A 23703-nucleotide genomic window follows, 5' to 3' on the forward strand; every position below is an offset into this window, starting at 1 on the left:
AAAATTGCGCTTACGGCATTTTTTACTGCGTAAGCGCAAGGAAACTTTGTCAAAATTACGCCACTATGTAAATACTAATGAGAACTACTATCAATTCGATGCTGTTTTGATATTATTACGCTCAGATTTTGTGATTTTCGTCCGGAGATACAGAGTGGGTAATAATTTGATGCAGACGGATCTCTCCGTTTGGGGTATGTATCACCATGCCGATATCGTCGTAAAGCTGGTGATGATTGGCTTGATTCTGGCGTCCATTGTCACCTGGGCGATCTTCTTCAGCAAAAGCGTGGAGATGTTCTCGCATAAGCGCCGTCTTAAGCGCGAGCAGAAGCTGTTAAGCGAAGCGCGCACCCTGGATCAGGCGAGCGAAATCGCAGCGGGCTTCCACGCTAACAGCCTCAGCACGCAGCTGCTGAACGAAGCGCAGAATGAGCTTGAGCTATCCGCTGGCTCTGAAGATAACGAAGGCATTAAGGAGCGTACCGGTTTCCGCCTGGAACGCCGCGTTGCTGCCGTTGGCCGTCATCTGGGCCGCGGTAATGGCTTCCTTGCGACCATCGGCGCAATCTCGCCGTTTATCGGTCTGTTCGGTACCGTATGGGGCATCATGAACAGCTTCATCGGCATCGCGCAGACGCAGACTACCAACCTTGCGGTTGTTGCACCCGGCATCGCCGAAGCGCTGCTGGCGACGGCAATCGGTCTGGTCGCCGCTATCCCGGCGGTAGTGATCTACAACATTTTTGCCCGCTCTATCGGCGGCTACAAAGCCATGCTGGGCGACGTTGCCGCGCAGGTGCTGCTGTTGCAGAGCCGCGATCTCGACCTGGCAGCCAGCCCGTCGGCTGCGCCGGTTCACTCCGCACAGAAATTACGTTTAGGTTAATTCCGTATGGCAATGCGTCTTAATGAAAATCTGGACGATAACGGCGAAATGCATGAGATCAACGTGACGCCGTTTATCGACGTCATGCTGGTGCTGCTGATTATCTTCATGGTGGCAGCGCCGCTCGCTACCGTTGACGTGAAGGTAAACTTACCGGCCTCCTCCAGCCAGCCGCAACCGCGTCCGGAAAAACCGGTCTACCTGTCGGTAAAAGCAGATAACAGCATGTTTATCGGCAACGATCCGGTGACCGACGAGACGATGGTTAATGCACTGAACGCCCTGACCGAAGGCAAGAAGGACACCACCATCTTCTTCCGTGCGGATAAAACCGTAGACTATGAGACGATGATGAAGGTGATGGACACCCTGCATCAGGCAGGCTATCTGAAGATTGGTCTGGTAGGTGAAGAGGTAACGCGCCCGAAATAAGCGCGGCGTATAGATAAAAAAAGGGGCCAGCGCGGCCCCTTTTTTACATCCTAAAAAACCGTAAGCGATTCATATATGGGCCGTTTGAGTCTTATATTCAACCAGCCTTTTTTTAGCGTATAGTTAAGTTCAGTAGTACAATGCTATGCCTTGCCGAGGGTGACGCTTATGGAGTCTATCGTGAAAATCCACCATTTACAGGCAGCAGTAGCGCTGGTTATTGCCAGTCTTCAACCACAGCCCAAAGCGGCTGCTTGCCAGCCTATGATTGTCGAACGGGTTTATGAGATGGGGGCCAGGGTCAATAAGCGTGACATTAAAGAATTAACTGAAGCGCTTAACCAGGTGACTGAAGAGCTGCGCTCTGGTCGTGCTGAACTTGCGCGCTACGCTGATAGCGACTTTAATGCAGCGATCAACGTGGGTGAAGAGATCAAGAACCAGGCTATTCACGTGGCGGGTATCGCTGAGTCCTTTGTCCTCATGCTGCCTGAAAAAGAGATCGTTCTCTCTTACGATAAGGACTCGGTTGAGTTCGCGTTTGTGAAGGCGATAAAGATGCTCAGCATAGCAACCAAAAACTATCTCAACCTTATTGACCAGGTTACACGCACAACCGAAGTGCGTAAGTCTGGGGTCGATTTTGCAGCGATGCGCCAGCTGCTAATGACCGGCAACAAGGCCGCGGAAGATTTTCATGCTTCAGCACCCTAAAAAAGCGCGGCGTTTAGACAAAGAAAAGGGGCCATCGCGGCCCCTTTTTTGTTGGACGCAAGAACTAGCTTAAATGCATCCCGCCGGTGACGCCGTGTACTTCGGCGGTCACATAGCTCGACTCCTGGCTCGCCAGGTAGACGTAAATAGCGGCGACCTCAGCAGGCTGCCCGGCGCGTTTCAGCGGCGTTGACTGACCAAACTTCGGCAGTTTCTCCTGCGGCTGACCGCCGGAGATTTGCAGTGCTGTCCAGACAGGGCCTGGCGCAACGCTGTTCACGCGAATGCCTTTCTCTGCCACCTGCTTTGCCAGTCCGCGGGTAAAGTTGAGGATGGCCGCCTTGGTAGAGGCATAGTCCAGCAGGGTGGCGTTTGGCTGATAGGCTTCCACCGAAGAGGTGGTGATAATGCTGGCACCCGGCTGCAGGAATTTGAGCGCCTCCTGAGTGATCCAGAAAAGCGAGAAGACATTGGTTTTATAGGTCTGCTCAAACTGCTCCGAGGTGAGATCGGCAATATCTTCTACGGCAGTCTGTTTACCGGCAACCAGCGCCAGAATATCTAAGCCGCCCAAAGCATCGCGCGCCTGGTTAACCAGCGAGCGGGTAAAGGCTTCATCAGTCAGGTCGCCTGGGATCAGCACCGCTTTGCGCCCTTCGGCTTCAATCAGCGCTTTAACCTCCTGCGCATCCTCTTCCTCTGCGGGCAGGTAGTTGATAGCGACATCAGCGCCTTCACGCGCGTAAGCGATGGCGGCAGCGCGCCCGATACCGGAATCACCCCCTGTCACCAGTGCCTTACGATCCTTAAGGCGGCCGCTACCGACATAGCTTTTCTCGCCACAGTCTGGGACGGGATCCATTTTAGCCTGCACCCCTGGCGCGGGCTGTAACTGTTTCGGGTATCCCTCAGTGTAATACTGGGTAGTAGGGTCCTGGATTTTCGTCTGATCGTTTGCCATAAGTCGTCTCCATCTGTGATACATCCAGATTAAGGATAGAAGCTTATGCGGGAAATGCAGGCGAACCGGACGATTCCGTATGGTTGTCCTGCTCCTCCTGAAGCGCGACTCTGTTGACGCTGCCGGTGCGGTATTCGCCATCGGCGAGTTTGCGGGTGAGCCGCAGCGTAGCGACTTCACGTTCCAGCGTATGCTGGTAGTGGCTTTCCAGTTTTGCCATGATCTTTTCCCGTAGATCGGGATGTAGCGCGATGATTTCATCAATTGCTGCCCCGTAGATCTCCTCTTTAACCTGCAGGGCGTAAATCTCACGGCGGTTCTGCCACTTCAGCCTGATCAATGCTGCGGGGATAGAGATCGACTCCCTGGCGATACGCTGGATCGTCTCATTTTTATTTTGAATTAACGCATCCAGGTTTTGCTTTAAGATAAATTCATCGCTCTTTGTCTCATCCAAAGTCAAATAGACATTGTTATTATCAATATCTTTATTCACGAGAATCGTCCTGTAGCGTATAAAATATAGGCGTATCTTTTTCGTGGGTTATGAGATTAAGCCAAATTTCATTTCCCGCGTCATTTATCTCAGTGGTTTTTTTTGCGATTATTTGACTTAAAAGTTGGGGATCGATTTCACCTGCAGCCTGAAGTTCGTTCAGCAAGCGGCTAAAGGATTCAATTTTTACCACCCGGTATAATCTGTCTTTTATATGACGATCGCGCTCTTCCAGTAGCATATTACGCGATTGCCGGGTACGGCTAACGTTGGTTAATATATCGCTTTCATAATCGACGAGCGTTCTTTTTCCCTGGGTTAAATTGACATCTTTTTCTGCTTCTCCTGTGTCCGTTTTCACCGTAGAAACGTGAAAACGTGCCGGGACAAGATTCTCGGGCAACATCGCTAATATCCTGTGATTTCAACGGGGTGGAGGTAGGGCAGGCGTGAGTTGCGTTGACAATATCATGGCGCAATTTTAAAATCAAAAAAAATGGAGCCTGCTAATGAACAGTATTTTCTATTCTGTTATCGTCCTGCTGCTGCTTACCGGTGGCGTACTTTTAATGATGCGTGGGTTCAATAACAGCTCGCCAGAGAGAGAGATAAGCCCCTCTTCCGACCCAACCCCCTTAACGAAAGAGGAGGGCGAAGATCACTTTTCCATACTGATGAATGCCATTACGCCGGTATGGTACTGGCGGGTAAATCATGAATATATTGATTTTCTGCATACCACCATTAAGCGAATGAACATGGCAGAACTAAATCGTACGCCGGGATTATTTGAGGCGCAGCGCCGCTGCAGCGATCTCAATTCAGCGGTGTACCGCTATTACGACAATATTAAAAAGCGCTGCCTTAATGGGGAAAAGGTTTCCCATGCCGATCTGGAGGTGCTCAATTTACGCCAGTGCTTTCGTGAGTTTAGCCTCGAGGCCTACCCGGCGCTGGTGGTGCTGGTATGGCCGGAGTATCAACGGCCGGAAATCGATCCCGGCGAGGTAAAAACCTTTCCTGCTGAGTAACCTTTCTGGTGACTGACAAACGCGTTGCGTTATGCTTTGCTTAAAAAGTATTCACTTTCCGGAGAGTAACAATGACGCGTCTGACCGCCAAAGACTTCCCACAGGAACTGCTTGATTACTACGACTACTACGCCCACGGTAAAATTTCCAAACGCGAGTTTTTACAACTGGCAACACGTTATGCAGTAGGCGGCATGACCGCGCTGGCGCTGTTCGATCTGCTCAAGCCGAACTATGCCCTTGCTACCCAGGTAGAGTTTACCGATCCGGATATTCTGCCGGAGTATATTCACTACCCCTCACCAAACGGTCATGGTGAAGTGCGTGGGTATCTGGTCAAACCGACCAAAGTAGAGGGTAAAGTACCTGCCGTGGTGGTGGTGCATGAGAACCGGGGTCTGAATCCCTATATTGAGGACGTAGCGCGTCGTGTTGCCAAGGCGGGGTATATTGCTCTGGCTCCGGATGGCTTAAGCTCGGTGGGTGGCTATCCGGGTAACGATGATGAAGGCCGGACGCTTCAGCAGAAAGTGGATCCCACTAAGCTGATGAATGACTTTTTCGCGGCAGTCGAGTTTATGCAGCGGCACCCTGACGCTACCGGCAAGGTCGGCATTACCGGTTTCTGCTATGGCGGTGGCGTAGCAAACGCGGCGGCGGTGGCCTATCCGGAGCTGGCCTGCGCCGTACCTTTCTATGGACGCCAGGCCCCCATCGCCGATGTGCCAAAAATCAATGCGCCCATTCTGCTGCACTACGCCCAGCTGGATACGCGTATCAATGAGGGCTGGCCCGCCTATGAACAGGCGCTGAAGGCGAACAATAAGGTCTATAAGGCCTATATCTACCCTGGCGTTAATCATGGATTTCATAACGACTCGACGCCGCGCTATGACCAGGCCGCGGCAGAGTTGGCGTGGCAGCGTACCCTCGACTGGTTTAAATTATATCTTTCCGATAATAGTTAACTTACGTAATAGTTTAGCAGCGCTAAAATAGTACGCTTTGTGATCGCTACTAGCCTCGCCAGTAGACCCTTCTGCTGGCGTAAATAGCATTTATAAGATGCTTGTTTCTGGCATGAATAGGTTCCTGATGGTTTGCGAGACAAGGTGCCTGCTGGCTCAAAGCCAGGTTTGGCGCGGCTTGCTGGCAAGAGCTGCTTCTTTTTGATATAGCGGATAAAAAGACAAGGCCAATGTTTTTGTTTCTACAAAAATATAAAAAAAGTAACTAACTTTCTATTCTAATTAATAGAAGTGCTTTTTGTATATACTTTAAATGTTATTTTAAAGCGTGCCATTAATTCCTTATTTCAGCTACTATCATTGAATTTTCTTTCATTGTAAAAGTAAACGTTAATATTAAATAGATTGAAGAGAAGCCCGCAAAGGCATTCTTTTTTTGTGCTTATTTTTCAGTATGTTGCACTTAGGATTAATCTTAATGGTGTTGTTTTTTCTATTGAATTTGTATGCATAAATGCTGAGTGCACACTATTATAGTTCATCCAACCTTTTTTTAAGCAAGGCAGACCATAGCGCGTTTTTTGATCAAAAAAATCACGCGTCACCATACATATTGTCATTAACATGCCGATAACTCTGCTACGTCGCTTGCGACAATAAGTATCCCCCTTATCGGCAAGGAATAAATTATGCGCGTGCTGCAAAACTTCACCATTCGTTTGGTGTTGCTAGTTATCCTCGGCGTCTTTTGCCTGATGTGGTCCGGCGTTGGGCTGTATAGCGTCTTCTCGCTCTCTAAAGTGGCAGAAGGAAATGAGATCGATCGCCAGCTGGTTACCCAGATGACGCTGTTAAGCCAGGGCAACGATCAATACTTCCGTGTTGTCACACGGCTGTCACGCGTGCTGGAGACCAAAGCCGCCGGTGGCAGCGCGGATTTCTCACAGGTCCAGCTGGCGCTGGATAATATGAAAACGAAGCTGGAGGCGCTGAAAGCCATCTCGCCAGGGCCAATGGATCCGAAGGCTTCTGCCCAGGCGATTGCCAGCTGGCAGACGCTGCTGGATCAGGGCGTGACGCCGCAGGTGCAGCTGGCACAGCAGGGGGCGCTGGAGGCGTATCGCCAGCAGTCGAGTAACGTGACGCCAGCGCTAAGTCGCGCGTTTGGTGCGGCGGCAGAAGCCTTTAACGCTGCCGCCAGCGCAAGACTGGATGACACCCGCGTCATGGTGGATGGGCAGACTAACGTGACCCGCACCCTGATTCTGGCAGCGGTGATCCTCGGCCTGCTGATCCTGCTCTTCACCGATCGCTATCTGGTCGCCATGCTGGTGAAACCGCTGGCAACCATCCGTGAGCACTTCCGCACTATTGCCCAGGGCGATCTCAGCCAGCCGGTACAGGATCTGGGCCGCAACTGTGTGGGTCAGCTGGTACCACTGTTGCGCGCGATGCAGGATAGTCTGCGTGAGGCTGTCAGCTCTATTCGCCAGGGCAGCGACAATATCTGGCGTGGTGCTACTGAGATTTCCAGCGGCAATAACGATCTCTCTTCCCGTACGGAAGAGCAGGCGGCGGCCCTGGAGGAGACGGCAGCCAGCATGGAGCAGCTTACCGCGACGGTTAAGCTGAATGCGGACCACGCGCATCAGGCCAGCGAGCTGGCGGACGTAGCCTCGACGCGAGCGAGCAAAGGCGGCGAGCTGGTCGAGGCGGTGATCGGCACCATGAACGGTATCTCTGACAGTTCGAAAAAGATCGCTGAGATCACTACGGTCATTAACAGTATCGCTTTCCAGACCAATATTCTGGCGCTCAACGCGGCGGTAGAGGCGGCACGAGCGGGCGAGCAGGGGCGTGGGTTTGCGGTTGTAGCGGGCGAAGTGCGTAACCTTGCCAGCCGTAGCGCCGATGCCGCGAAGCAGATTGAGTCGCTGATAACCGACTCCGTCAGCCGGGTCGATAAAGGGGCGCAGCTGGTGAACGACGCTGGCACCACCATGGAGGGCATTCTGCAGGCGGTAACGGAAGTGACCACCATTATGAAGCAGATTGCCGGCGCGTCTGCCGAGCAGAGTAAAGGTATCTCCCAGGTGGGTGTCGCCATTACCCAGATGGATAGCGTGACGCAGCAAAATGCCTCGCTGGTTGAGGAAGTTTCCGCAGCGGCGGCGGCCCTTGAGCGTCAGACCGAGGAGCTACAGCGTTCAGTGCAGCGGTTCCGCCTCTCTGCTAACGATCGAAAAATGGAGGCAGCACCGGTTAGCACGCCTGTAGCACGCCGTGCAGCAGTGGCAGCCCCGGCTGATGATGAGTGGGTCGCGTTCTAAACGCTTTTGATAGATCCCGCTAGCGGTGTGGCACCCAGTGCCGCACCGTTTTTACCGGCATGCTTAATTTGATACATCGCCTGGTCAGCGCGAACCAGCGCGCTAACAAAATCATCCTGCGGTAATGCCTGCTCAATGCCGATGGAGGCACCGACGCTTGCCGTGCCGTTATCCAGTTCAAACGGCGTCAGTGCAGCCTGTAAACAGTCGCGTGCGGCGTTGCTCACCTGCATGTCACTCAGCGTAAAGGGCAACAGCAGCACAAACTCATCCCCGCCGAGCCGGCCGACAATCGTTCCCGGTGGACAGGTCTCACGCAGACGCTGGCTAAGCTGCATCAGCAGCTCATCCCCGCTACGGTGGCCGAAGGTATCATTCACGTTTTTAAAATCATCGAGATCGATAAACGCCACGCAGAGCGCCCCCACCATTTTTAACGCCTCGAAATGCTGGATCAGAGCATGACGGTTGGCAAGGCCGGTGAGAGGATCGTGGTTCGCCAGCAGGGCAAGCTGCTCCTCATACTGCTTCTCTTTGGTCATATCGATATGCGTGCCGGTAACCTTCAGCGGCTGGCCACTGTCGTCCCACTCGCTGACGCGTCCCCGATCCAACACCCAGGTTACGGTGCCATTTTTATGCTGCATCCGGTGTAGCGCTTCATAGAAGGGTGTTTTGCCGTGCAGATGGCCATAGAAGGCATCCAGCACCCGCTCTTTATCATCGGGGTGAAGATGCTCTTTCCAGACCTCAAAGCGCGCGCTGAGCTCTTTTGGCTGGTAGCCCAACATCGAGCCCCAGCGGCGGTTGTAGATGATCAGCTTGCCGCTGGGCACGTCCAGCTGCCACAGACAGAGGCCGGTGCCGTCCAGCGCTGCACTGAGCTTGCTGCGGGCGTCACGCGCCAGCCGCACCAGACGGGCATTGTGCTTCTTCAGATTCTGGATCTGCTGCTTAAGCGCGAGTTCAGACATACCGACCGATTAGGTATAAATAAAAAGCATTCTTACTAGTTATTTTTTGGTTGTAAATACAACAGGAGAAAAAGAGGAGGCGTAATCGATTTTAAAAAGTGACCGGGCGGGAGAGGCCCGGTCGATAAGCGTTAGCTCTGGCGTTTATCTTCCGTATTATTGGCGAAGTCGCTGGCATCATGGCGCTCGTGCAGCTGCTCGTTAAGCGGTCCGTTGGCGCGGTTAACGATGCGGCCGCGCTGCACTCCGGGGCGTTCAGCAATCTCTTTCGCCCAGCGCAGCACGTTCTTATAGCTGTTAGCGTCGAGGAACTCTGCCGCGTCATAAACGTTGCCGAGCACGACGTTGCCGTACCACGGCCAGATGGCCATATCGGCAATGGTATACTCGTCGCCTGCAATAAACTTATGCTGGGCAAGCTGCTTATCGAGCACGTCAAGCTGGCGTTTGGCTTCCATAGTGAAGCGGTTGATGGCGTATTCAATTTTTACCGGCGCATAGCTATAGAAGTGGCCGAAACCGCCGCCGAGGAAGGGCGCAGAGCCTTGCAGCCAGAAGAGCCAGTTCAGGGTTTCGGTGCGGCCAGCCGGATCTTTTGGCAGGAAGTGACCGAATTTTTCTGCCAGGTAGAGCAGAATTGAACCGGACTCAAAGACGCGGGTCGGCGGCGTAGTGCTGTGATCGCGCAGGGCCGGAATTTTTGAGTTCGGGTTCACCTCAACGAAGCCGCTGGAGAACTGGTCGCCCTCACCGATGCGAATCAGCCAGGCATCATACTCCGCCTCGCTGACGCCTCTCTCCAGTAGCTCTTCCAGCAGAATGGTAACCTTCTGGCCGTTCGGCGTGCCGAGGGAGTAAAGTTGCAGAGGGTGTTTGCCCACCGGCAGCGTTTTTTCATGCGTCGCGCCGGAGACCGGACGGTTGATATTGGCAAACGCGCCGCCGCCGGATTGATCCCACGTCCACACTTTAGGTAGTTGATAGCTGTTGTCTGACATAGCGATTCCCCTTTCATTTATCTGATAAGCAGTGTAGCAGGAGCGTGATATTCATCGTGCTTCAGGCAAGAATTCGCTTTGCCCAAAAGCTAATGTCGTCGCCGCTGCCCAGATCGGCCTGTACCAGTCCGTTGACCATAAAGGTTGGCGAGACGTGAATACCGTTCTGACGGGCATATTTGCAGTGCCACTTAATGACGTTTTGCAGATCGGCGCGGGCAAACGGCTCGCTAACGTCGACACCACTATATTCATTAAGGCGTACCATTATCTGCCGCGGCGTGGCATCCAGGTTTGGGCCTCCGTAGTGATCGGTAAATTCAAACTCCTCTCGACGATCTGCCACAGCCTGCATAACTTTATGTGCGGCTTCTCTGCCGTTTGGTAGCGTTGAGGCGGCAAGGATATAGCGGACAATCAACCCGGAGTACATATGCCACGGCTGCGACTGTAGGCGAATTTTTACCGTGACCTTGTCCTCCCCGACATGCTTGAGCAGGGCAGGGAGTTTGTTAAAGGCTTTTACCGAGTAGGGACAGGTGGGTTCCAGAAAAACCTCGAAGGTGCGTGGACCGTATCCCCACTCCAGTGGCTGCGGTTGTAACGTTGTTTGCTGGTTCATCTCTTTTCCTTTTTTATCGATGTCGAATGGCAGTCTACCCCACTTTTTTTGAGATGGGGTTAGCCAAAAAATGCACTTATTTAACAAGCGTAATGCGCAAAGATTATCGCTACAATTTTATGATGTATGGCCCCGACGTCAGTGAGGAAAATATGAAGTTAACGCTAATGCTCCTTTCCCATTTTAACCCCTGCGCATGTTCTGCTTTGCTTACTTCAAAAAGCTGCATAATAATGGAGGTGCTTAATGACTTACCCATAACTCAAACTTTCATAGAGGTATTGTGCTATGCATTTTTCTTTGTTTATGTGTAAAAAATTAAATATATGATAATGGCTTGGCGGAAAGAGGAAATGGCTGACTGCTATCTGGTAAATGGATATTGATATCATAATCCCAAAAGTGTTATCACCATCATATCTTTCTGCCGATTTGAACGCCTATCCTGACCGTTGTAATATGCTGAGGAGGGAATATGAAACATCATTTGGATCCAAACCTAGTAGCCGTCTGGCAGTTAAATTTTCGCTTTTCTACAGCAGAGGTTCCTTGCGGGCAAGGTATACATTTTGTAAAAGCACTAGATGATGAGCAGATTGAGCACCTATATGACCGAATCTTTGCCGAAGTCGACGCTGAACTGCGTGAAGAATATGGCGATTATCAATTTCGAAGCTGTAATGTCAGGCCTGCAATAATGAAAAGTAATTAAAGCCTTGTTTTGCAAAAGGACTTGATTGGCAGGTTTATAATTAAATGATTTCTACTGATGTTAGTTGCGTTTATTATATACATAACATGATTTTTATAAGCCATCATAAAAAATTTATGTTCCTTTTATATTTCGCCTAAATAATTATTCAGATGTTTTGTGGGGTTGCACTAATCAGTGAAACGAGACGGAAAAAAATTCTCGAATTTTAATTATTTAAAAGGAGAGGCCGTTTTTCTTTTTGCAATACTTCTCTAAGAAAGATGAACCCCAAGTCTTCTTTATAAATGCAACTAGTGATGATTTTTTAGCTGCTATTGCTCTATGATCGGAGTGCCGGTATTTATTACTAAGTCATTACGTGTAATAAAATTTATAGAGCCGTATTATATTATTGATTGGGCATTTGATAGGGAGTGTTCTTAAAGAATTTCAATACCCTATCTTGTTCCGTTAAGCTACTTTTTTAAACAATAGATTTCATTTGGCAATTCCTTTTAATGTAGTCAGGCTCACGAATCTCATATAAAAGGTTGCAAAATTCTAAAAATAGGTCAATTTTTAACCATGTGCTCTTGCGTATAACTGATTAGGGCTTTCGTAATGGAATCTAACCTCCTGAAAACTAATGTTTGCCAAGAGGATAGCAAGCCATGAATCAAGCATGCAATCAGGTCGAGCTGTTACCAGATTTTAATCTGATGAACAGCCCCGTTCAGGTAAATGTTCCTGACCTGTATTTAGGCATGCTATTCAGAATTTTTTCGGTAATGCTCTGTTAGCAACTTAATCATCGCATTTTTATGAGTTTTAATATTTTTTTCAGTCCAACCCTCATCAAAGTTAGTCTTGGAGCGGAATATAGCTCTCAATTTCAAAGAGTCAAATCGAGGTTTGGCTTCAAAGTCTGCTTTTTTCTTTGCGACTGATTGATTGCTATAAGATGAATTATCTCCAGGGCTTAATAGCACTAAATTACCAAAAGAATTTAAAGGCGTTTCAGTGAGTCTATTACCATACTCTTCTTGCTGTGGATGAACATGTTCTATGGAGTTTTTAGAAGTAATACGATATTGTTCAAATTTTATTAGATCTTTTTCTGGCAGACTGGAATTATTTAATGATTTCCATAGTATATATTCTAGTTTTTGGAACCAATAGTGTTCAAATCCGATACCATGCGATTCGTTAAAATATGTTACCAGCTCATCCCAAGGGTTGGTCTTAGGTTTTAACCATTTAGCCTGTTTAAAACTTGCCTCTTTTTGGCTGTCTAATGCAAGAGACATTCGATTATCAATGCGTTCAAGTATCCGACATGCGCGTTTATCTTCTGTGCCGCCAACTTCTCTGCGAATCAGTGATGCAATAAATGGTGTTAACCAATATTGCGCACTGCGTTCACCAGTAAAATTACGAACACTTTGCAACATTACCAAGTCACTTAATGGCTTAGGAGACCGGTTTAAGTAGTATTTCCCTTTGGAGATGCTACGAGAAACATTAGCTAATGCAAGATGCGAATCTAGGTTATCATCCTTTTCGACCCATTTAACAACCCATGTATCAAACTGGTAGCGTACTTGCCAAAGCATTTCTATGAAATCTTTTATTGTGCATTCATCGGAATTAATAAGTGGCTCAAAGATTTCAAGTAACCTATCACTATGCAGTCTTGGAATGATATCTTCTTTTTCATTCAATGCAAGAAATACACGGTAAGCATGAATAAGTAACAAAGGAAAACCAATGATTGAACGACAATATACTGTCTCGATATCCAACTCATCTGTTTCGAATTGTTCTATCACTGTGTCCTCTGGAGTAAATTGACTCTCAATCTGTTCAGCAAGTTGAGCAATAGATAATCCTGAGTCATTTTTTTTCGTTGGTTCTTCAGTAATAGTGAGTTTATTTAAACTAAATGTAGAGAGCTCTTGCGGTTGAATATTGTTCCAGTCAGCTTTTTTAAATGTTTTTCTAACATTCCTTTCAAAGTAGTTTTCCATATGTTCACAGGAAACCCAAATTGCTTCATATTGCGATTTATGTGTTTTAATTCGCTTTAGTAATTTTGCCTTTAAAATGTCTGTTTGTTCTAACTGAATGCCGGTTGTATTCATCGTGGCAAACAAGCGATTTAAATCCATTTGGACGGGAACAACATTATTTACCCATTGTACTTGGCTAAAAATATAGTTTCCCAACAACTCAAATTTTTGCGCTGATTGCTGTTTAAGCTTAGCGATTTCTTTGGTTAAAACAGTTAGTGCTATATCTAGTTGCTTAAGATAGTCGTTTTGTGCAATCGATTCATCAGACGGTTTTTCAAAGGATTTTAGTCCAGCAAGACTTCCCAATAAATTCTGGACTTGCTCTCGAATTGCAAACTGCAACCTGGGTTTATTCTCATATACAATCACATCAACCAAAAGTGTCTTGCTACCAGCAGTCTTAAAAGCAATAGCAATTAGCATCAAAGTTGTTGTGCGTTGCTGACCATCAATCAGTTCATATATTTTATGAGTATTTTGCTCCAGCAAGGATGAAAGAACAGTGCCAATGAAGTAAATTTGGTCGCCAGCAAAGCAAGCATCTTTAATATCATTAAAGAGCAGTAATACGTCATCATCACTCCAAACATAAGGGCGTTGATAGCTTGGGATTGAAAACTGATAGCCTTTATTAAGCACAGTTTCTAGTGTTAGAATCTCCGTTTTAACACCTTGTTCCTTATCCATTTCTGACCTCCAGGTTTTTTATATATTTATCAAAATTAGGGCCGAATTGTGTTTTAAAATTAATTTGGCTGATTGATAGGTCAAAATGTTCTACCACGCGTATAACAAAGCGTTTTTTGACAGTATTGTCATCCTCGCCGAGTCCATTGCTATTCACCTTTAAGTCAAAGCCATCCAGCTTTAAAAAAAGTTGTTCGACCGTAAAACTTGTTGCAATCCAGTCAAGTACTGGTGTTTCTTGTATAAAAGCAGGTATTGACCTTTCTTTCACGGCGGTTTGGTTCTCAATACGACGAGAATAAATAACCCTAAATAGTTTTTTTGCAGCCACTTCTAAATTCATTTGACCAAACTGACTTATATAAAGCAATAGCGCAGTATCCAGTAGCTGCTTGAGATAACTACAGCCTTCTAGTTTGCAAATGAAATGATTATAAAAATCACTGAACCCTTTTAGTGTTGAGCTCTTTTCACTGTGCAGTAGATAAATTTGACGAAGTTTTTCAAAATACTGGAGGTAGTGAATAGTATTTACACCACTATTGAGTGGTTGCCTTAAATCATATCCCACTTGTGCTTGAGATAAATTTTCTGTGCCGCTAGCAGAATAAGTACGAGTGATGCGACCAAAGGCAGTATCTTCTCCCTTACCAGTGTTTTCTGCCAACTCATTGACAATGCAGTTTCTAATTAGCGCCTTCTGGTTATGCTGCGGATATTCTCTAAAATGCAAATACTGCCAGTAGCGCCCTCTAAGCAGTAAATCAACAATGTTAGACAAATCACCGAGTGCTTCCCAACACCTGGCAAAGTGATCAACGGATAGTTTATCTTTTTCGCCAATTGCTCGCAGATGGTGTGCTTTGATGATTTGATCGCCATTAAGACGTACACCTCCAGTATTTTGAGTTTCAAAAAATTGGTAGGCTTGATCTTCAGAACGAGTGATGACTAGTGAGAACTGCAATAGATTAAAATCAATCAATTCTAGCCACTCGCCAGAATGTTGTTTTAGCCAGGCAAGATTATGCACTATCTGCCGTTGACTAATTGGTGAGCTATAATGCAGAGAAAAATCAGTAAATTGCCCATTAAGATGAGCCATTAATGCTAAAGTGGTCAAGCGTTGCTGACCGTCGATGATATTAAGACTCTCACCATCAGCATGCAAAATGACACTACCTAGATAATAGGGCATAGTGCTTGAATGGGCTTGGTGTTCCGCTATATCCTTTAACAATCTCGCGATTTGCCTATCTTGCCATATATAAGGGCGTTGATACTCTGGTATTGAAAAATTGCTGCTGATTGTGTCACATGTACCGGTTTTAATCTGTTTACCTGTAAGCAGGTCAGTTACAGAGCATATTGCTACACTAACAGTCACATAAATTCCTTCTGAATGTAGATCTAAGACATCGCCCCGATGTCTTAGCTGAAGCTTTATGCAGGTAAAGCGCCAGAGATAGTCCACAAGTTCTCTATCTGCCATGGGCAGATTCGATTTTTTAATTCATATTTGTTGGTATCATGATACTAAGCATGTGAAATCTCAAGCATTATAGGGCCACACAAAAGAAAGTAATGATGCTTCACTCTCCCTGACCGGACAAAGACCGGATGCTGCCTTGCTGTGATCAATTCACCAGCAGGTATACCGGCTGGAAATAATGTTTATTGGCAGCGTGAAGACCAGCAGAGGTTGGTACAGTGACCGGAAGGGTAGGGATTCGCTAAAGGGAGATGCTCAGGTCGGACTCAAGAGGTAAAGCAGCGAAATCTGTGATCAGAATTACCAGAAATCTACCGGAACCCCAGAAAGCAAAAAACCAGCCCGTAGGCTGGTTTCTTTAAATAGTGGTGCCCGGACTCGGAATCGAACCAAGGACACGGGGATTTTCAATCCCCTGCTCTACCGACTGAGCTATCCGGGCAACGGGGCGCATTAAAACCGATTCGCCTCGTGTCGTCAACGAAATTTATCTAAATCGTTGCAGACTGCACAATCTATCACCAATTTGCCGTTTCTACACTCGTTTTCAGGCAAAAAAAGCGGTCCAGGCGGCGGAGAGCGGCATGGCGATAACCAGCGCGGGCAGCATATTGGCGACAGCAAACATCTTGATGCCGCAAATCCGCAGCCCGGTAGCCAGCAGCAGGATCCCGCCGACAGCGGTGAAGTCATCCATCATCGCGGGCGTCGTCAGCGGCATCACCAGCGTGGCGCAGGCTCCAAGGCTGAGTTGAATAAGCAGCATCGGCACAGAGATCGCCGCGACCGCAATGCCCAGCGAGGTGGCAAAAATTACGGCGGTAAAGAAATCGAGAAAGGCTTTGGCGATCAGAATGCTGGCGTCGCCGGTCATGCCTTCGCGCATCGCGCCGAAAATCCCCGTGCCGCTGGCACAGAACAGGATGATGATCGCGACCAGGCTCTGGATAAAGGTCTCATGAGCAGCAACAGCATCGTGTTTGCCGCCGCGCTGCACCAGCCGACGCAGGCCATTAACTGCGCCGCCAATCCCGCGCTCGACGTAGCATAGCTCGCCAATCAGCGTGCCGAGCAGCGTGGCTAAAACCATCACCGGCAGGTTAACGCACTTCACCACCAGCAGAATACCAATGCCGAGCGAGCAGAGGCCAAAGATAGCGGGCATAGAGGTGCGCACACGCTCCGGCAGCCGCTGGCTTAGCACTGCGCCAATCGTCCCGCCAATCAGCACGGCGGCGGCATTTATAAAGGGTCCGGTCAGCACGCTATTTCTCCTGCAATTTCAATTTATATAGCCGCATAGTATGCCGAAAAACGGCAGATTTTAAGCACCGATTGTAGGTTGCATGGGCAGATTAAAAGTGACATGATTGCGCGAAATTTCTCCTTTCCACTTCTCATTAAACTACAGGGGCTACTGGATGACAGATCGATTTGCTCGCCAGATGCGTCGCATAGTTATGCGATCCTCCGCCCGTGTGTTACCGATCCCGACGCTTCTCACCATGCGGTGAGGCTAACGCAGGCTCACTGTAGATATCAGTAAGAACAGATACGATCTGCTTTTACTGATGTCTGGCGGTCGGAGCTGGCTCCAGTCAGACACGTTCACAGGGTGGGGCAGAGGCCTCGCCCGGGGCATTTACTCCCCTGAAACGGGTACTTTAGCTTATGAAAACGATGAAAATTGCCGCCGGCCGCGAGCTGGTCTCTGCGCTCTCCACGCACCGTGAAATAGTGACGCTGGACAACACGGACTTTACCGATGTGGCGGCAGTCGTCATTACGCGGGCGGAGAGCCAGAGCGGCATCCTTACGCTGCTCAAGCGCACGGGCTTTAACCTGCCGGTATTTATGTTTGCCGATGAAGGGGCAGATACGCCCTCAGGCGTCGACGCGGTAATTAACGGCAAAGAGCAGGCGATGCTGGAGCTGGAAGCCGCCGCCTGCCGCTATGAAGAGAATTTGCTGCCGCCGTTTTTCGACACCCTGAGCCAGTATGTGGCGATGGATAACAGCACCTTCGCCTGCCCGGGCCATCAGCATGGCGCGTTCTTCAAAAAGCATCCGGCGGGCCGTCAGTTCTTCGACTTCTTTGGCGAAAACGTCTTTCGTGCCGATATGTGCAACGCTGACGTTAAGCTGGGAGATCTGCTGATCCACGAAGGCTCCGCCAAGCATGCGCAAAAATTTGCCGCCAAAGTGTTTAACGCCGACAAAACCTACTTCGTGCTCAACGGCACCTCGGCGGCCAACAAGGTGGTGACTAACGCCCTGCTGACGCGCGGCGACCTGGTGCTGTTCGATCGCAACAACCATAAGTCGAACCACCACGGTGCGCTTATTCAGGCGGGAGCCACGCCGGTCTACCTGGAGGCGGCCCGCAACCCATTTGGCTTTATTGGCGGGATTGACGCTCACTGTTTCGATGAAAAGTATCTGCGCGAGCAGATCCGCGCCGTGGCTGCGGAAAAAGCCGACGCCCCGCGTCCGTTCCGCCTGGCGGTGATCCAGCTCGGCACCTACGACGGCACGATCTATAACGCTCGCCAGGTGATCGATAAGATCGGCGCGCTGTGCGACTACGTGCTGTTCGACTCTGCGTGGGTAGGCTACGAGCAATTTATCCCGATGATGGCGGACTGCTCGCCGCTGCTGCTCGATCTTAACGAGAACGATCCGGGGATTTTTGTGACCCAGTCGGTGCATAAGCAGCAGGCAGGTTTCTCCCAGACCTCGCAGATCCACAAAAAAGATAACCACCTGCGCGGCCAGGCGCGCTTCTGCCCGCACAAGCGGCTGAACAACGCTTTTATGCTCCACGCTTCCACCAGCCCGTTTTATCCGCTGTTCGCCGCCCTGGATGTGAACGCCAAAATTCATGAAGGGGAGAGCGGTCGTCGTCTGTGGGCCGAGTGCGTGGCGGTAGGCATTGAGGCGCGCAAGGCGATCATTGCCAACTGCAAGATGATCAAACCCTTTGTGCCGCCGGAGGTGGCGGGGCGTCCGTGGCAGGATCATCCCACCCATGCCATCGCCAGCGAGCGCCGCTTCTTCAGCTTTGAGCCGGGCGCGGCGTGGCACGGCTTTGAGGGTTACGCCCGCGATCAGTACTTTGTCGATCCCTGCAAGCTGCTGCTGACCACGCCGGGCATTGATGCACAAACCGGCGAGTACAGCGAGTTTGGTATTCCGGCTACGATTCTGGCCCACTACCTGCGTGAGAACGGCATCGTGCCGGAGAAGTGCGATCTCAACTCGATCCTCTTCCTGCTGACGCCCGCCGAAAGCGAAGAGAAGCTCAAACAGCTGGTAGCGATGCTGGCGCAGTTTGAGCAGCATATTGAGGATGATACGCCGCTGGCCGACGTGCTGCCGACCATCTTCAATAAGTATCCGGTGCGCTACCGCGACTACACCCTGCGCGAGCTGTGCCAGGAGATGCACGATCTCTATGTTAGCTTTGGCGTGAAGGATCTGCAGAAGGCGATGTTCCGCCAGCAGAGTCTGCCGCCGGTGGCGATGAATCCGCAGGATGCCAACAGCGAATTTATTCGCGGCAACGTGGAGCTGGTGCGCATCAGCGAGGCGGAGGGACGTATTGCCGCCGAAGGAGCGCTGCCGTATCCGCCGGGCGTGCTCTGCGTGGTGCCGGGTGAGATCTGGGGTGGGGCAGTACAGCGCTATTTCCTGGCGCTAGAGGAGGGGGTCAACCTGTTGCCGGGCTTCTCTCCGGAGCTGCAAGGGGTCTATAGCGAAACCGACCCCGACGGGATCAAACGTTTATACGGATACGTCATACAGTAGGCGTTGGCCGGGTAAGCGCAGCGCCACCCGGCGTTTTTATTACGGCTTAAATCCTGCCCCCGCGATACCCCTTCTGCGCCGTATTCACCTTGTAAAGGTAGCGGCGCGACTCTGCCGACGGGTGGCGGGTGGTGAGCGTCTCATACACATCGCCCGGCGACATGTTGTTAATGATGTTCGCCGCCTGCACCTTGTCATTAGAAAAGACCCGCAGCACGCTGCCTGCGCCGCCGTTATAGGCGGTGATCACCGCATAGCGGCGTGAGGTCGGGTTGCTGATGCCTGAGAGGTAGATATTGTTTAGCATCGCCAGATAGGCGGTGCCAGTATCGATATTGCTGGCGGGATCGAACAGGAAGCCGCGATCCGGCATCCCGGAACGCCCCTGCGCCCGGAATACATCCTTACCGGCACTGTGCTGCACCACCTGCATCAGGCCTAGCGCGTCAGAACGGCTGACCGCGTAGGGGTTAAACGAGGATTCGGTCTGCATAATCGCCAGGATCAGCGACTCGTCCACGCCATACTTACGTGCCGACTGGCGCACCATGCCCACGTACTTATGCGCACGCTTATCAAGGTGGTTCGCCACCAGATTGATGGTCACGCTGTAGATGATCTTCAGGCCGTTGGTGCGGCTCTTCATCTGGTTTTGCAGCAGGTAGTCGGCATATTTCTCGGCGCGCCACTGCCAGCGGATCGCCTCGCCGTTGTTATCCACCACCTGACCATAGAGGAATGGTTGCTTAGAAATCTGGATATCGTCAACGTCGGAGTAGAGATCGATAGATCCGGGATCGTCGCCCATCAGCAGGGTTTTGATAATCGCCTGGCGCAGGTGCGCCGCCGGCTCGGTACCTGCAATGGTCTCGATGGTGATCGTACCGGCATCAAAGTTGATGTGGCTACGGGTCTGGTACTGGTCGGTATACTTAACGTAATCCTTCGGCCCGGCAATCAGGACTTCGTTAAATCCCCAGATGTTTTCGATGTTATGGGCAAACTGACCCATCAGGATATCAAAACCGTTGGTGTCCTTTACCCAGGCTTCGTTATAGCTATCGCCCTTTTTATTGGAACTGGAACACGAGATGAGCAACGGCGCAATAAGGGCTAGCGCTAAATATTTTTTCATCATTCCTGGATGTATGTTGTGTTAGGTCGTTATTCTTTCCAAAAAAAGGGCCGAGGCCCTTAATCTTGTGGCTTATAGCCTTCGATGTGCACGTCTTTCCCTTCGAACAGGAAGTTCACCATCTCCTCTTCCAGCAGCTTGCGGTGTTCCACGTTCATCATGTTGAGCTTCTTCTCATTGATGAGCATGGTCTGCTTCTGCTGCCATTGGGACCAGGCTTCTTTGGAGATCTCGTTGTAGATCCGCTTGCCCAGATCGCCCGGATAGAGCTGGAAATCCTGGCCTTCCGCTTCGCGGCCCAGGAAGGTACAAAAAATAGTTCTGCTCATGGTCACTCCTCGTGATGTCGCGGCGCTAAACGGGTGCGCCCGCGCGTAATTGTTGTAACAGGCGCTCTACCGGCGCGGCCAGGCCCACCGACGGCGGCTGGGCTAAGTTATACCAGAGACCTGTTCCCTCATCCATGCATGACGTGAAGGAGGACACGGGAAGCCACATCGGCACAATATCCAGATGGAAATGGCTGAATGTATGGCGAAATCCGTTCAGCTCGGTAAGAGTATCGGCCTGAATCTGCCGTTGCGCCAGCCAGTCACGCAGGGCCGCTTCATCGCTAAACTGCGGGAAGCAGTAGAGGCCGCCCCACAGGCCGCTTGGCGGACGGCGTGCAAGATACACCGTCTCGCCGTGCTGCATCAGCAGTAGAAAACCGGTGCGCTCCGGCAGCGTCTGCTTCGGCTTTTTGCCCGGGTACTGCGCCCAGCTTTCGTTGGCATAAGCGATACAGCCACTGTTCAGCGGGCAGAGCGTACACTTCGGCTTCGAGCGGGTGCAGACCGTTGCGCCCAGATCCATCATCGCCTGGTTGAACTGCGCCACGCCTTTGGCAGGCGTCACGTTCTCGCTGATCTCCCACAGGCGCTTCTCCACCTCTTTGCGGCCCGGCCAGCCGTCAACGGCGTAGCAGCGGGCCAGCACGCGCTTCACGTTACCATCAAGAATAGGAAAGTGTTTGCCGAGCGCAAGGGAGAGCACCGCCCCCGCCGTGGAGCGTCCGACGCCCGGCAGGGCAGCAACCTTATCAAAGGTATCGGGGAACACGCCGCCGTGCTGCTCAGCGACCTGCTGCGCGGCCTTGTGCAGGTTGCGCGCCCGGGCGTAGTAGCCCAGTCCGGTCCACAGATGCAGCACCTCGTCGATGGGCGCATGGGCCAGATCGGTGACGGTGGGGAAGCGCGCCATAAAGCGCTCAAAGTAGGGGATAACCGTCGCCACCTGCGTTTGTTGCAACATCACCTCAGAGAGCCATACTTTGTAGGGCGTTTTTTCGATTTGCCAGGGCAGGGTTTTGCGCCCGAATTTGTCGTACCACTCCAGCACCTGGGCTGAAAACTGAGACGCGTGCATGGTCAAAGCAGGAGTTCCGAATTGCATGATTAAGGGGCCAGATTGCAGCACAGCGGCATCGGGCTGTAAACCGGAACTTTCCGGTGCTTGCATCCGGCTATTAACTTTGGATAATGCCCGTTTCCCGAACACTCTCACAAGCAGACTAAACACCTATGAACAACGACGTCATTTCACCCGAATTTGATGAAAACGGTCGCCCGCTGCGCCGTATTCGCAGCTTCGTCCGCCGCCAGGGCCGTCTGACCAAGGGGCAGCAGCACGCGCTGGATAACTTTTGGCCGGTGATGGGCGTTGAGTTTAGCGAGCAGCCGCTGGATTTCACCGCGCTGTTTGGCCGCGATGCGCCGGTGACCCTGGAGATTGGCTTTGGTATGGGTGCCTCGCTGGTGGCGATGGCGAAAGCCAGGCCGGAGCAGAACTTCCTTGGTATTGAGGTTCACTCGCCAGGCGTGGGGGCATGCCTCGCCACGGCCCACGAAGAGGGCGTGGAGAATCTGCGCGTGATGTGTCACGACGCGGTGGAAGTGCTGCACAAGATGATCCCCGACAACTCGCTGAACATGGTGCAGCTCTTCTTTCCCGACCCGTGGCATAAAGCGCGCCATAATAAACGCCGTATCGTGCAGACAACGTTTGCCGAACTGGTAAAAGGCAAGCTGAAGCTGGGCGGCGTATTCCACATGGCGACCGACTGGGAAGCCTATGCTGAGCATATGCTGGAAGTGATGTCCGCTATCGACGGGTATCAAAACCGCTCTGAGAGCGGCGACTATGTACCGCGCCCGGAGACGCGCCCGGTAACCAAATTTGAACAGCGTGGTCATCGTCTTGGCCACGGCGTATGGGACTTAATGTTCGAGAGGGTAAAATAATGGCAACAAACCGTAGCCGTCGTCTGCGTAAGAAGTTACATATCGATGAGTTTCAGGAGCTGGGCTTTTCCGTTGCCTGGCGCTTCCCGGAGGGCACCTCTGAGGAGCAGATCGACCAGACGGTTGATGCCTTCATCAACGAGGTGATTGAGCCAAACAAGCTGGCGTTTGACGGCAGCGGCTACCTGGTCTGGGAAGGGCTGATCTGCAAGCAGGAGATCGGCAAGTGCACCGAGGAGCATCAGGCTACCGTGCGTAAGTGGCTGGAAGGCCGCAACTTTGAAGATGTGCGCATCAGCGAACTTTTTGACGTCTGGTGGGACTAAGTCACTATCGGGGCTGGCGATTGCCGGCCCGTTTTGTCTCTACAGGACAGGAGCTTTTATGATGCGCAAAGCGCTGCTGGCAGCGGCACTGACGGTGACCGCCTTTACCGCTCAGGCGGAGTACAAATGTAGCGTGAACCCGCGTGACGACGTGATCTTAACCCCGCAGACCGTACAGGTGGTGGGCGAGAACGGCAATCTGGTGATGACGCTAGACGGCAACGTCATGTTTAACGGCAAGCAGTACAGCCTCAGCGCGGCCCAGCGCGAGCAGGCAAAAGATTATCAGGCCGATCTGCGCAGCGCGCTGCCGTGGATCGACGAGGGCGCGCGAAGCCGCGTCGAGAAAGGCCGCGTGGCGCTGGATAAGATCATCGCTCAGGAAGTGGGCCAGAGCAGCAACATGCGCGGACGCTTAACCAAACTTGACGCACAGCTGAAAGAGCAGATGAACCGCATTCTGGAGCATCGCAGCGACGGCCTCGCTTTTCACTATAAGGCGATTGATGAGGTCCGCGCCAACGGTCAGCAGCTAGTGAACCAGGCGATGGGCGGCATCCTGCAGGACAGCATCAACGAGATGGGTGCTCAGGCGGTGCTTAAAGGCGGCGGCAACCCGCTGCAAAGCGTGATGGGCAGCCTCGGTGGCCTGCAAACCGCGATTCAGAGCGAGTGGAAAAATCAGGAAGCGGACTTCGAGCAGTTTGGCAAGGCAGTGTGCAGTCGCGTTATCTCCCTCGAAGAGAGCCGCAAGACACTGGTGAGCGGGCTGAAGTAACGCCCGTTCTCCGAC

At 51.1% G+C, this 23703-nt stretch carries 23 protein-coding genes and 1 tRNA gene; 11 read left to right on the forward strand and 13 right to left on the reverse strand.

Annotation, left to right across the window (positions count from 1 at the left end; translation table 11 throughout):
* Window positions 1-154 precede the first annotated feature (154 nt).
* From exbB to RTM13_RS11250, 3 genes are all read left to right on the forward strand, one after another.
* On the forward strand, window positions 155-889 hold the full coding sequence (gene exbB / locus RTM13_RS11240) for a tol-pal system-associated acyl-CoA thioesterase (RefSeq protein WP_312212106.1): 735 nt from the start codon (window positions 155-157) through the stop codon (window positions 887-889).
* Between the two features lie 6 nt (window positions 890-895).
* Window positions 896-1321 carry a TonB system transport protein ExbD gene (gene exbD, locus RTM13_RS11245; RefSeq protein ID WP_312212107.1) on the forward strand — a complete coding sequence of 142 codons (426 nt, stop codon included), beginning with the start codon at window positions 896-898 and terminating at the stop codon, window positions 1319-1321.
* 180 nt (window positions 1322-1501) lie between these two features.
* Complete coding sequence (locus RTM13_RS11250; protein ID WP_312212108.1) at window positions 1502-2035, forward strand: hypothetical protein; 534 nt, start codon at window positions 1502-1504, stop codon at window positions 2033-2035.
* A gap of 64 nt (window positions 2036-2099) precedes the next feature.
* On the opposite strand, the gene RTM13_RS11255 is transcribed toward RTM13_RS11250, so the two are convergent.
* Genes RTM13_RS11255 through RTM13_RS11265 form a run of 3 tightly spaced genes read right to left on the reverse strand, consistent with a single transcriptional unit; the run spans window position 2100 to window position 3898 of the window.
* Entirely contained in the window at window positions 2100-2996 is an 897-nt protein-coding gene (locus tag RTM13_RS11255; RefSeq protein WP_312212109.1) for an SDR family oxidoreductase, read from the reverse strand.
* Between the two features lie 43 nt (window positions 2997-3039).
* Window positions 3040-3492, reverse strand: a complete 453-nt coding sequence (locus RTM13_RS11260) for a cytoplasmic protein (protein WP_312212110.1) — start codon at window positions 3490-3492, stop codon at window positions 3040-3042.
* A complete protein-coding gene (locus RTM13_RS11265) occupies window positions 3485-3898 on the reverse strand; it encodes a hypothetical protein (protein WP_312212111.1) in 414 nt (137 codons plus the stop codon). Before RTM13_RS11265 ends, RTM13_RS11260 begins: the two co-directional genes overlap by 8 nt.
* Window positions 3899-4001: 103 nt before the next feature.
* Here RTM13_RS11265 and RTM13_RS11270 point away from each other — a divergent pair, with 103 nt between their 5' ends.
* From RTM13_RS11270 to RTM13_RS11280, 3 genes are all read left to right on the forward strand, one after another.
* On the forward strand, window positions 4002-4523 hold the full coding sequence (locus RTM13_RS11270; protein ID WP_312212112.1) for an ESA_00282 family adhesion-associated protein: 522 nt from the start codon (window positions 4002-4004) through the stop codon (window positions 4521-4523).
* 71 nt (window positions 4524-4594) lie between these two features.
* Window positions 4595-5491, forward strand: coding sequence for a YghX family hydrolase (gene yghX, locus RTM13_RS11275; RefSeq protein ID WP_312212113.1), 897 nt, complete (start codon window positions 4595-4597; stop codon window positions 5489-5491).
* Window positions 5492-6180: 689 nt separating this feature from the next.
* Window positions 6181-7821, forward strand: coding sequence for a methyl-accepting chemotaxis protein (locus RTM13_RS11280; RefSeq protein WP_312212114.1), 1641 nt, complete (start codon window positions 6181-6183; stop codon window positions 7819-7821).
* Here RTM13_RS11280 and RTM13_RS11285 read toward each other — a convergent pair.
* The 3 genes from RTM13_RS11285 to RTM13_RS11295 all read right to left on the reverse strand — a co-directional run bounded on the left by RTM13_RS11285 (window position 7818) and on the right by RTM13_RS11295 (window position 10415).
* On the reverse strand, window positions 7818-8795 hold the full coding sequence (locus tag RTM13_RS11285; protein WP_312212115.1) for a sensor domain-containing diguanylate cyclase: 978 nt from the start codon (window positions 8793-8795) through the stop codon (window positions 7818-7820). The two genes, RTM13_RS11280 and RTM13_RS11285, sit on opposite strands and share 4 nt — an antisense overlap.
* A gap of 131 nt (window positions 8796-8926) precedes the next feature.
* Window positions 8927-9793 carry a glutathione-dependent disulfide-bond oxidoreductase gene (gene yghU / locus RTM13_RS11290; protein WP_312212116.1) on the reverse strand — a complete coding sequence of 289 codons (867 nt, stop codon included), beginning with the start codon at window positions 9791-9793 and terminating at the stop codon, window positions 8927-8929.
* A gap of 61 nt (window positions 9794-9854) precedes the next feature.
* Window positions 9855-10415, reverse strand: a complete 561-nt coding sequence (locus RTM13_RS11295; protein ID WP_312212117.1) for a thioredoxin domain-containing protein — start codon at window positions 10413-10415, stop codon at window positions 9855-9857.
* A gap of 475 nt (window positions 10416-10890) precedes the next feature.
* Here RTM13_RS11295 and RTM13_RS11300 point away from each other — a divergent pair, with 475 nt between their 5' ends.
* On the forward strand, window positions 10891-11127 hold the full coding sequence (locus RTM13_RS11300) for a hypothetical protein (RefSeq protein WP_312212118.1): 237 nt from the start codon (window positions 10891-10893) through the stop codon (window positions 11125-11127).
* Between the two features lie 749 nt (window positions 11128-11876).
* Here RTM13_RS11300 and RTM13_RS11305 read toward each other — a convergent pair.
* The 4 genes from RTM13_RS11305 to RTM13_RS11320 form a co-directional block, all read right to left on the reverse strand.
* Window positions 11877-13868 (reverse strand): DUF262 domain-containing HNH endonuclease family protein, encoded by a 1992-nt coding sequence (locus RTM13_RS11305; RefSeq protein ID WP_312212119.1) that lies wholly within the window; start codon window positions 13866-13868, stop codon window positions 11877-11879.
* Complete coding sequence (locus RTM13_RS11310) at window positions 13861-15360, reverse strand: DUF262 domain-containing protein (RefSeq protein ID WP_312212120.1); 1500 nt, start codon at window positions 15358-15360, stop codon at window positions 13861-13863. Before RTM13_RS11310 ends, RTM13_RS11305 begins: the two co-directional genes overlap by 8 nt.
* A gap of 366 nt (window positions 15361-15726) precedes the next feature.
* A tRNA-Phe gene (locus RTM13_RS11315) sits at window positions 15727-15802 on the reverse strand.
* Window positions 15803-15907: 105 nt separating this feature from the next.
* The gene (locus RTM13_RS11320) at window positions 15908-16624 is read right to left on the reverse strand and encodes a DUF554 domain-containing protein (RefSeq protein ID WP_312212121.1); all 717 of its coding nucleotides are present in this window, start codon (window positions 16622-16624) and stop codon (window positions 15908-15910) included.
* Between the two features lie 407 nt (window positions 16625-17031).
* Between RTM13_RS11320 and RTM13_RS11325 the strand changes: the two genes are divergently transcribed.
* The gene (locus tag RTM13_RS11325) at window positions 17032-19167 is read left to right on the forward strand and encodes an ornithine decarboxylase (protein ID WP_312212122.1); all 2136 of its coding nucleotides are present in this window, start codon (window positions 17032-17034) and stop codon (window positions 19165-19167) included.
* 46 nt (window positions 19168-19213) lie between these two features.
* Here the strand turns inward: RTM13_RS11325 and mltC are convergent, their stop codons facing one another.
* The 3 genes from mltC to mutY are packed head-to-tail and all read right to left on the reverse strand — an operon-like array spanning window position 19214 to window position 21709.
* Window positions 19214-20302: a membrane-bound lytic murein transglycosylase MltC gene (gene mltC / locus RTM13_RS11330; RefSeq protein ID WP_312212123.1), complete on the reverse strand. Its 1089-nt coding sequence runs from the start codon at window positions 20300-20302 to the stop codon at window positions 19214-19216.
* Between the two features lie 59 nt (window positions 20303-20361).
* The gene (locus RTM13_RS11335; protein WP_042390388.1) at window positions 20362-20631 is read right to left on the reverse strand and encodes an oxidative damage protection protein; all 270 of its coding nucleotides are present in this window, start codon (window positions 20629-20631) and stop codon (window positions 20362-20364) included.
* A 25-nt stretch (window positions 20632-20656) separates the two neighbouring features.
* Window positions 20657-21709 (reverse strand): A/G-specific adenine glycosylase, encoded by a 1053-nt coding sequence (gene mutY / locus RTM13_RS11340; protein ID WP_312212220.1) that lies wholly within the window; start codon window positions 21707-21709, stop codon window positions 20657-20659.
* 155 nt (window positions 21710-21864) lie between these two features.
* Between mutY and trmB the strand changes: the two genes are divergently transcribed.
* Genes trmB through RTM13_RS11355 form a run of 3 tightly spaced genes read left to right on the forward strand, consistent with a single transcriptional unit; the run spans window position 21865 to window position 23688 of the window.
* Window positions 21865-22584, forward strand: coding sequence for a tRNA (guanosine(46)-N7)-methyltransferase TrmB (trmB, locus tag RTM13_RS11345; RefSeq protein WP_312212124.1), 720 nt, complete (start codon window positions 21865-21867; stop codon window positions 22582-22584).
* Window positions 22584-22910 (forward strand): YggL family protein, encoded by a 327-nt coding sequence (locus RTM13_RS11350; protein ID WP_312212125.1) that lies wholly within the window; start codon window positions 22584-22586, stop codon window positions 22908-22910. The genes trmB and RTM13_RS11350 overlap by 1 nt, the downstream gene beginning before the upstream one ends.
* Before the next feature lie 58 nt (window positions 22911-22968).
* A complete protein-coding gene (locus RTM13_RS11355; RefSeq protein ID WP_312212126.1) occupies window positions 22969-23688 on the forward strand; it encodes a DUF2884 domain-containing protein in 720 nt (239 codons plus the stop codon).
* Window positions 23689-23703: the final 15 nt, after the last annotated feature.

This window comes from Pseudescherichia sp. (assembly GCF_031979925.1).
Taxonomy (GTDB): domain Bacteria; phylum Pseudomonadota; class Gammaproteobacteria; order Enterobacterales; family Enterobacteriaceae; genus Pseudescherichia.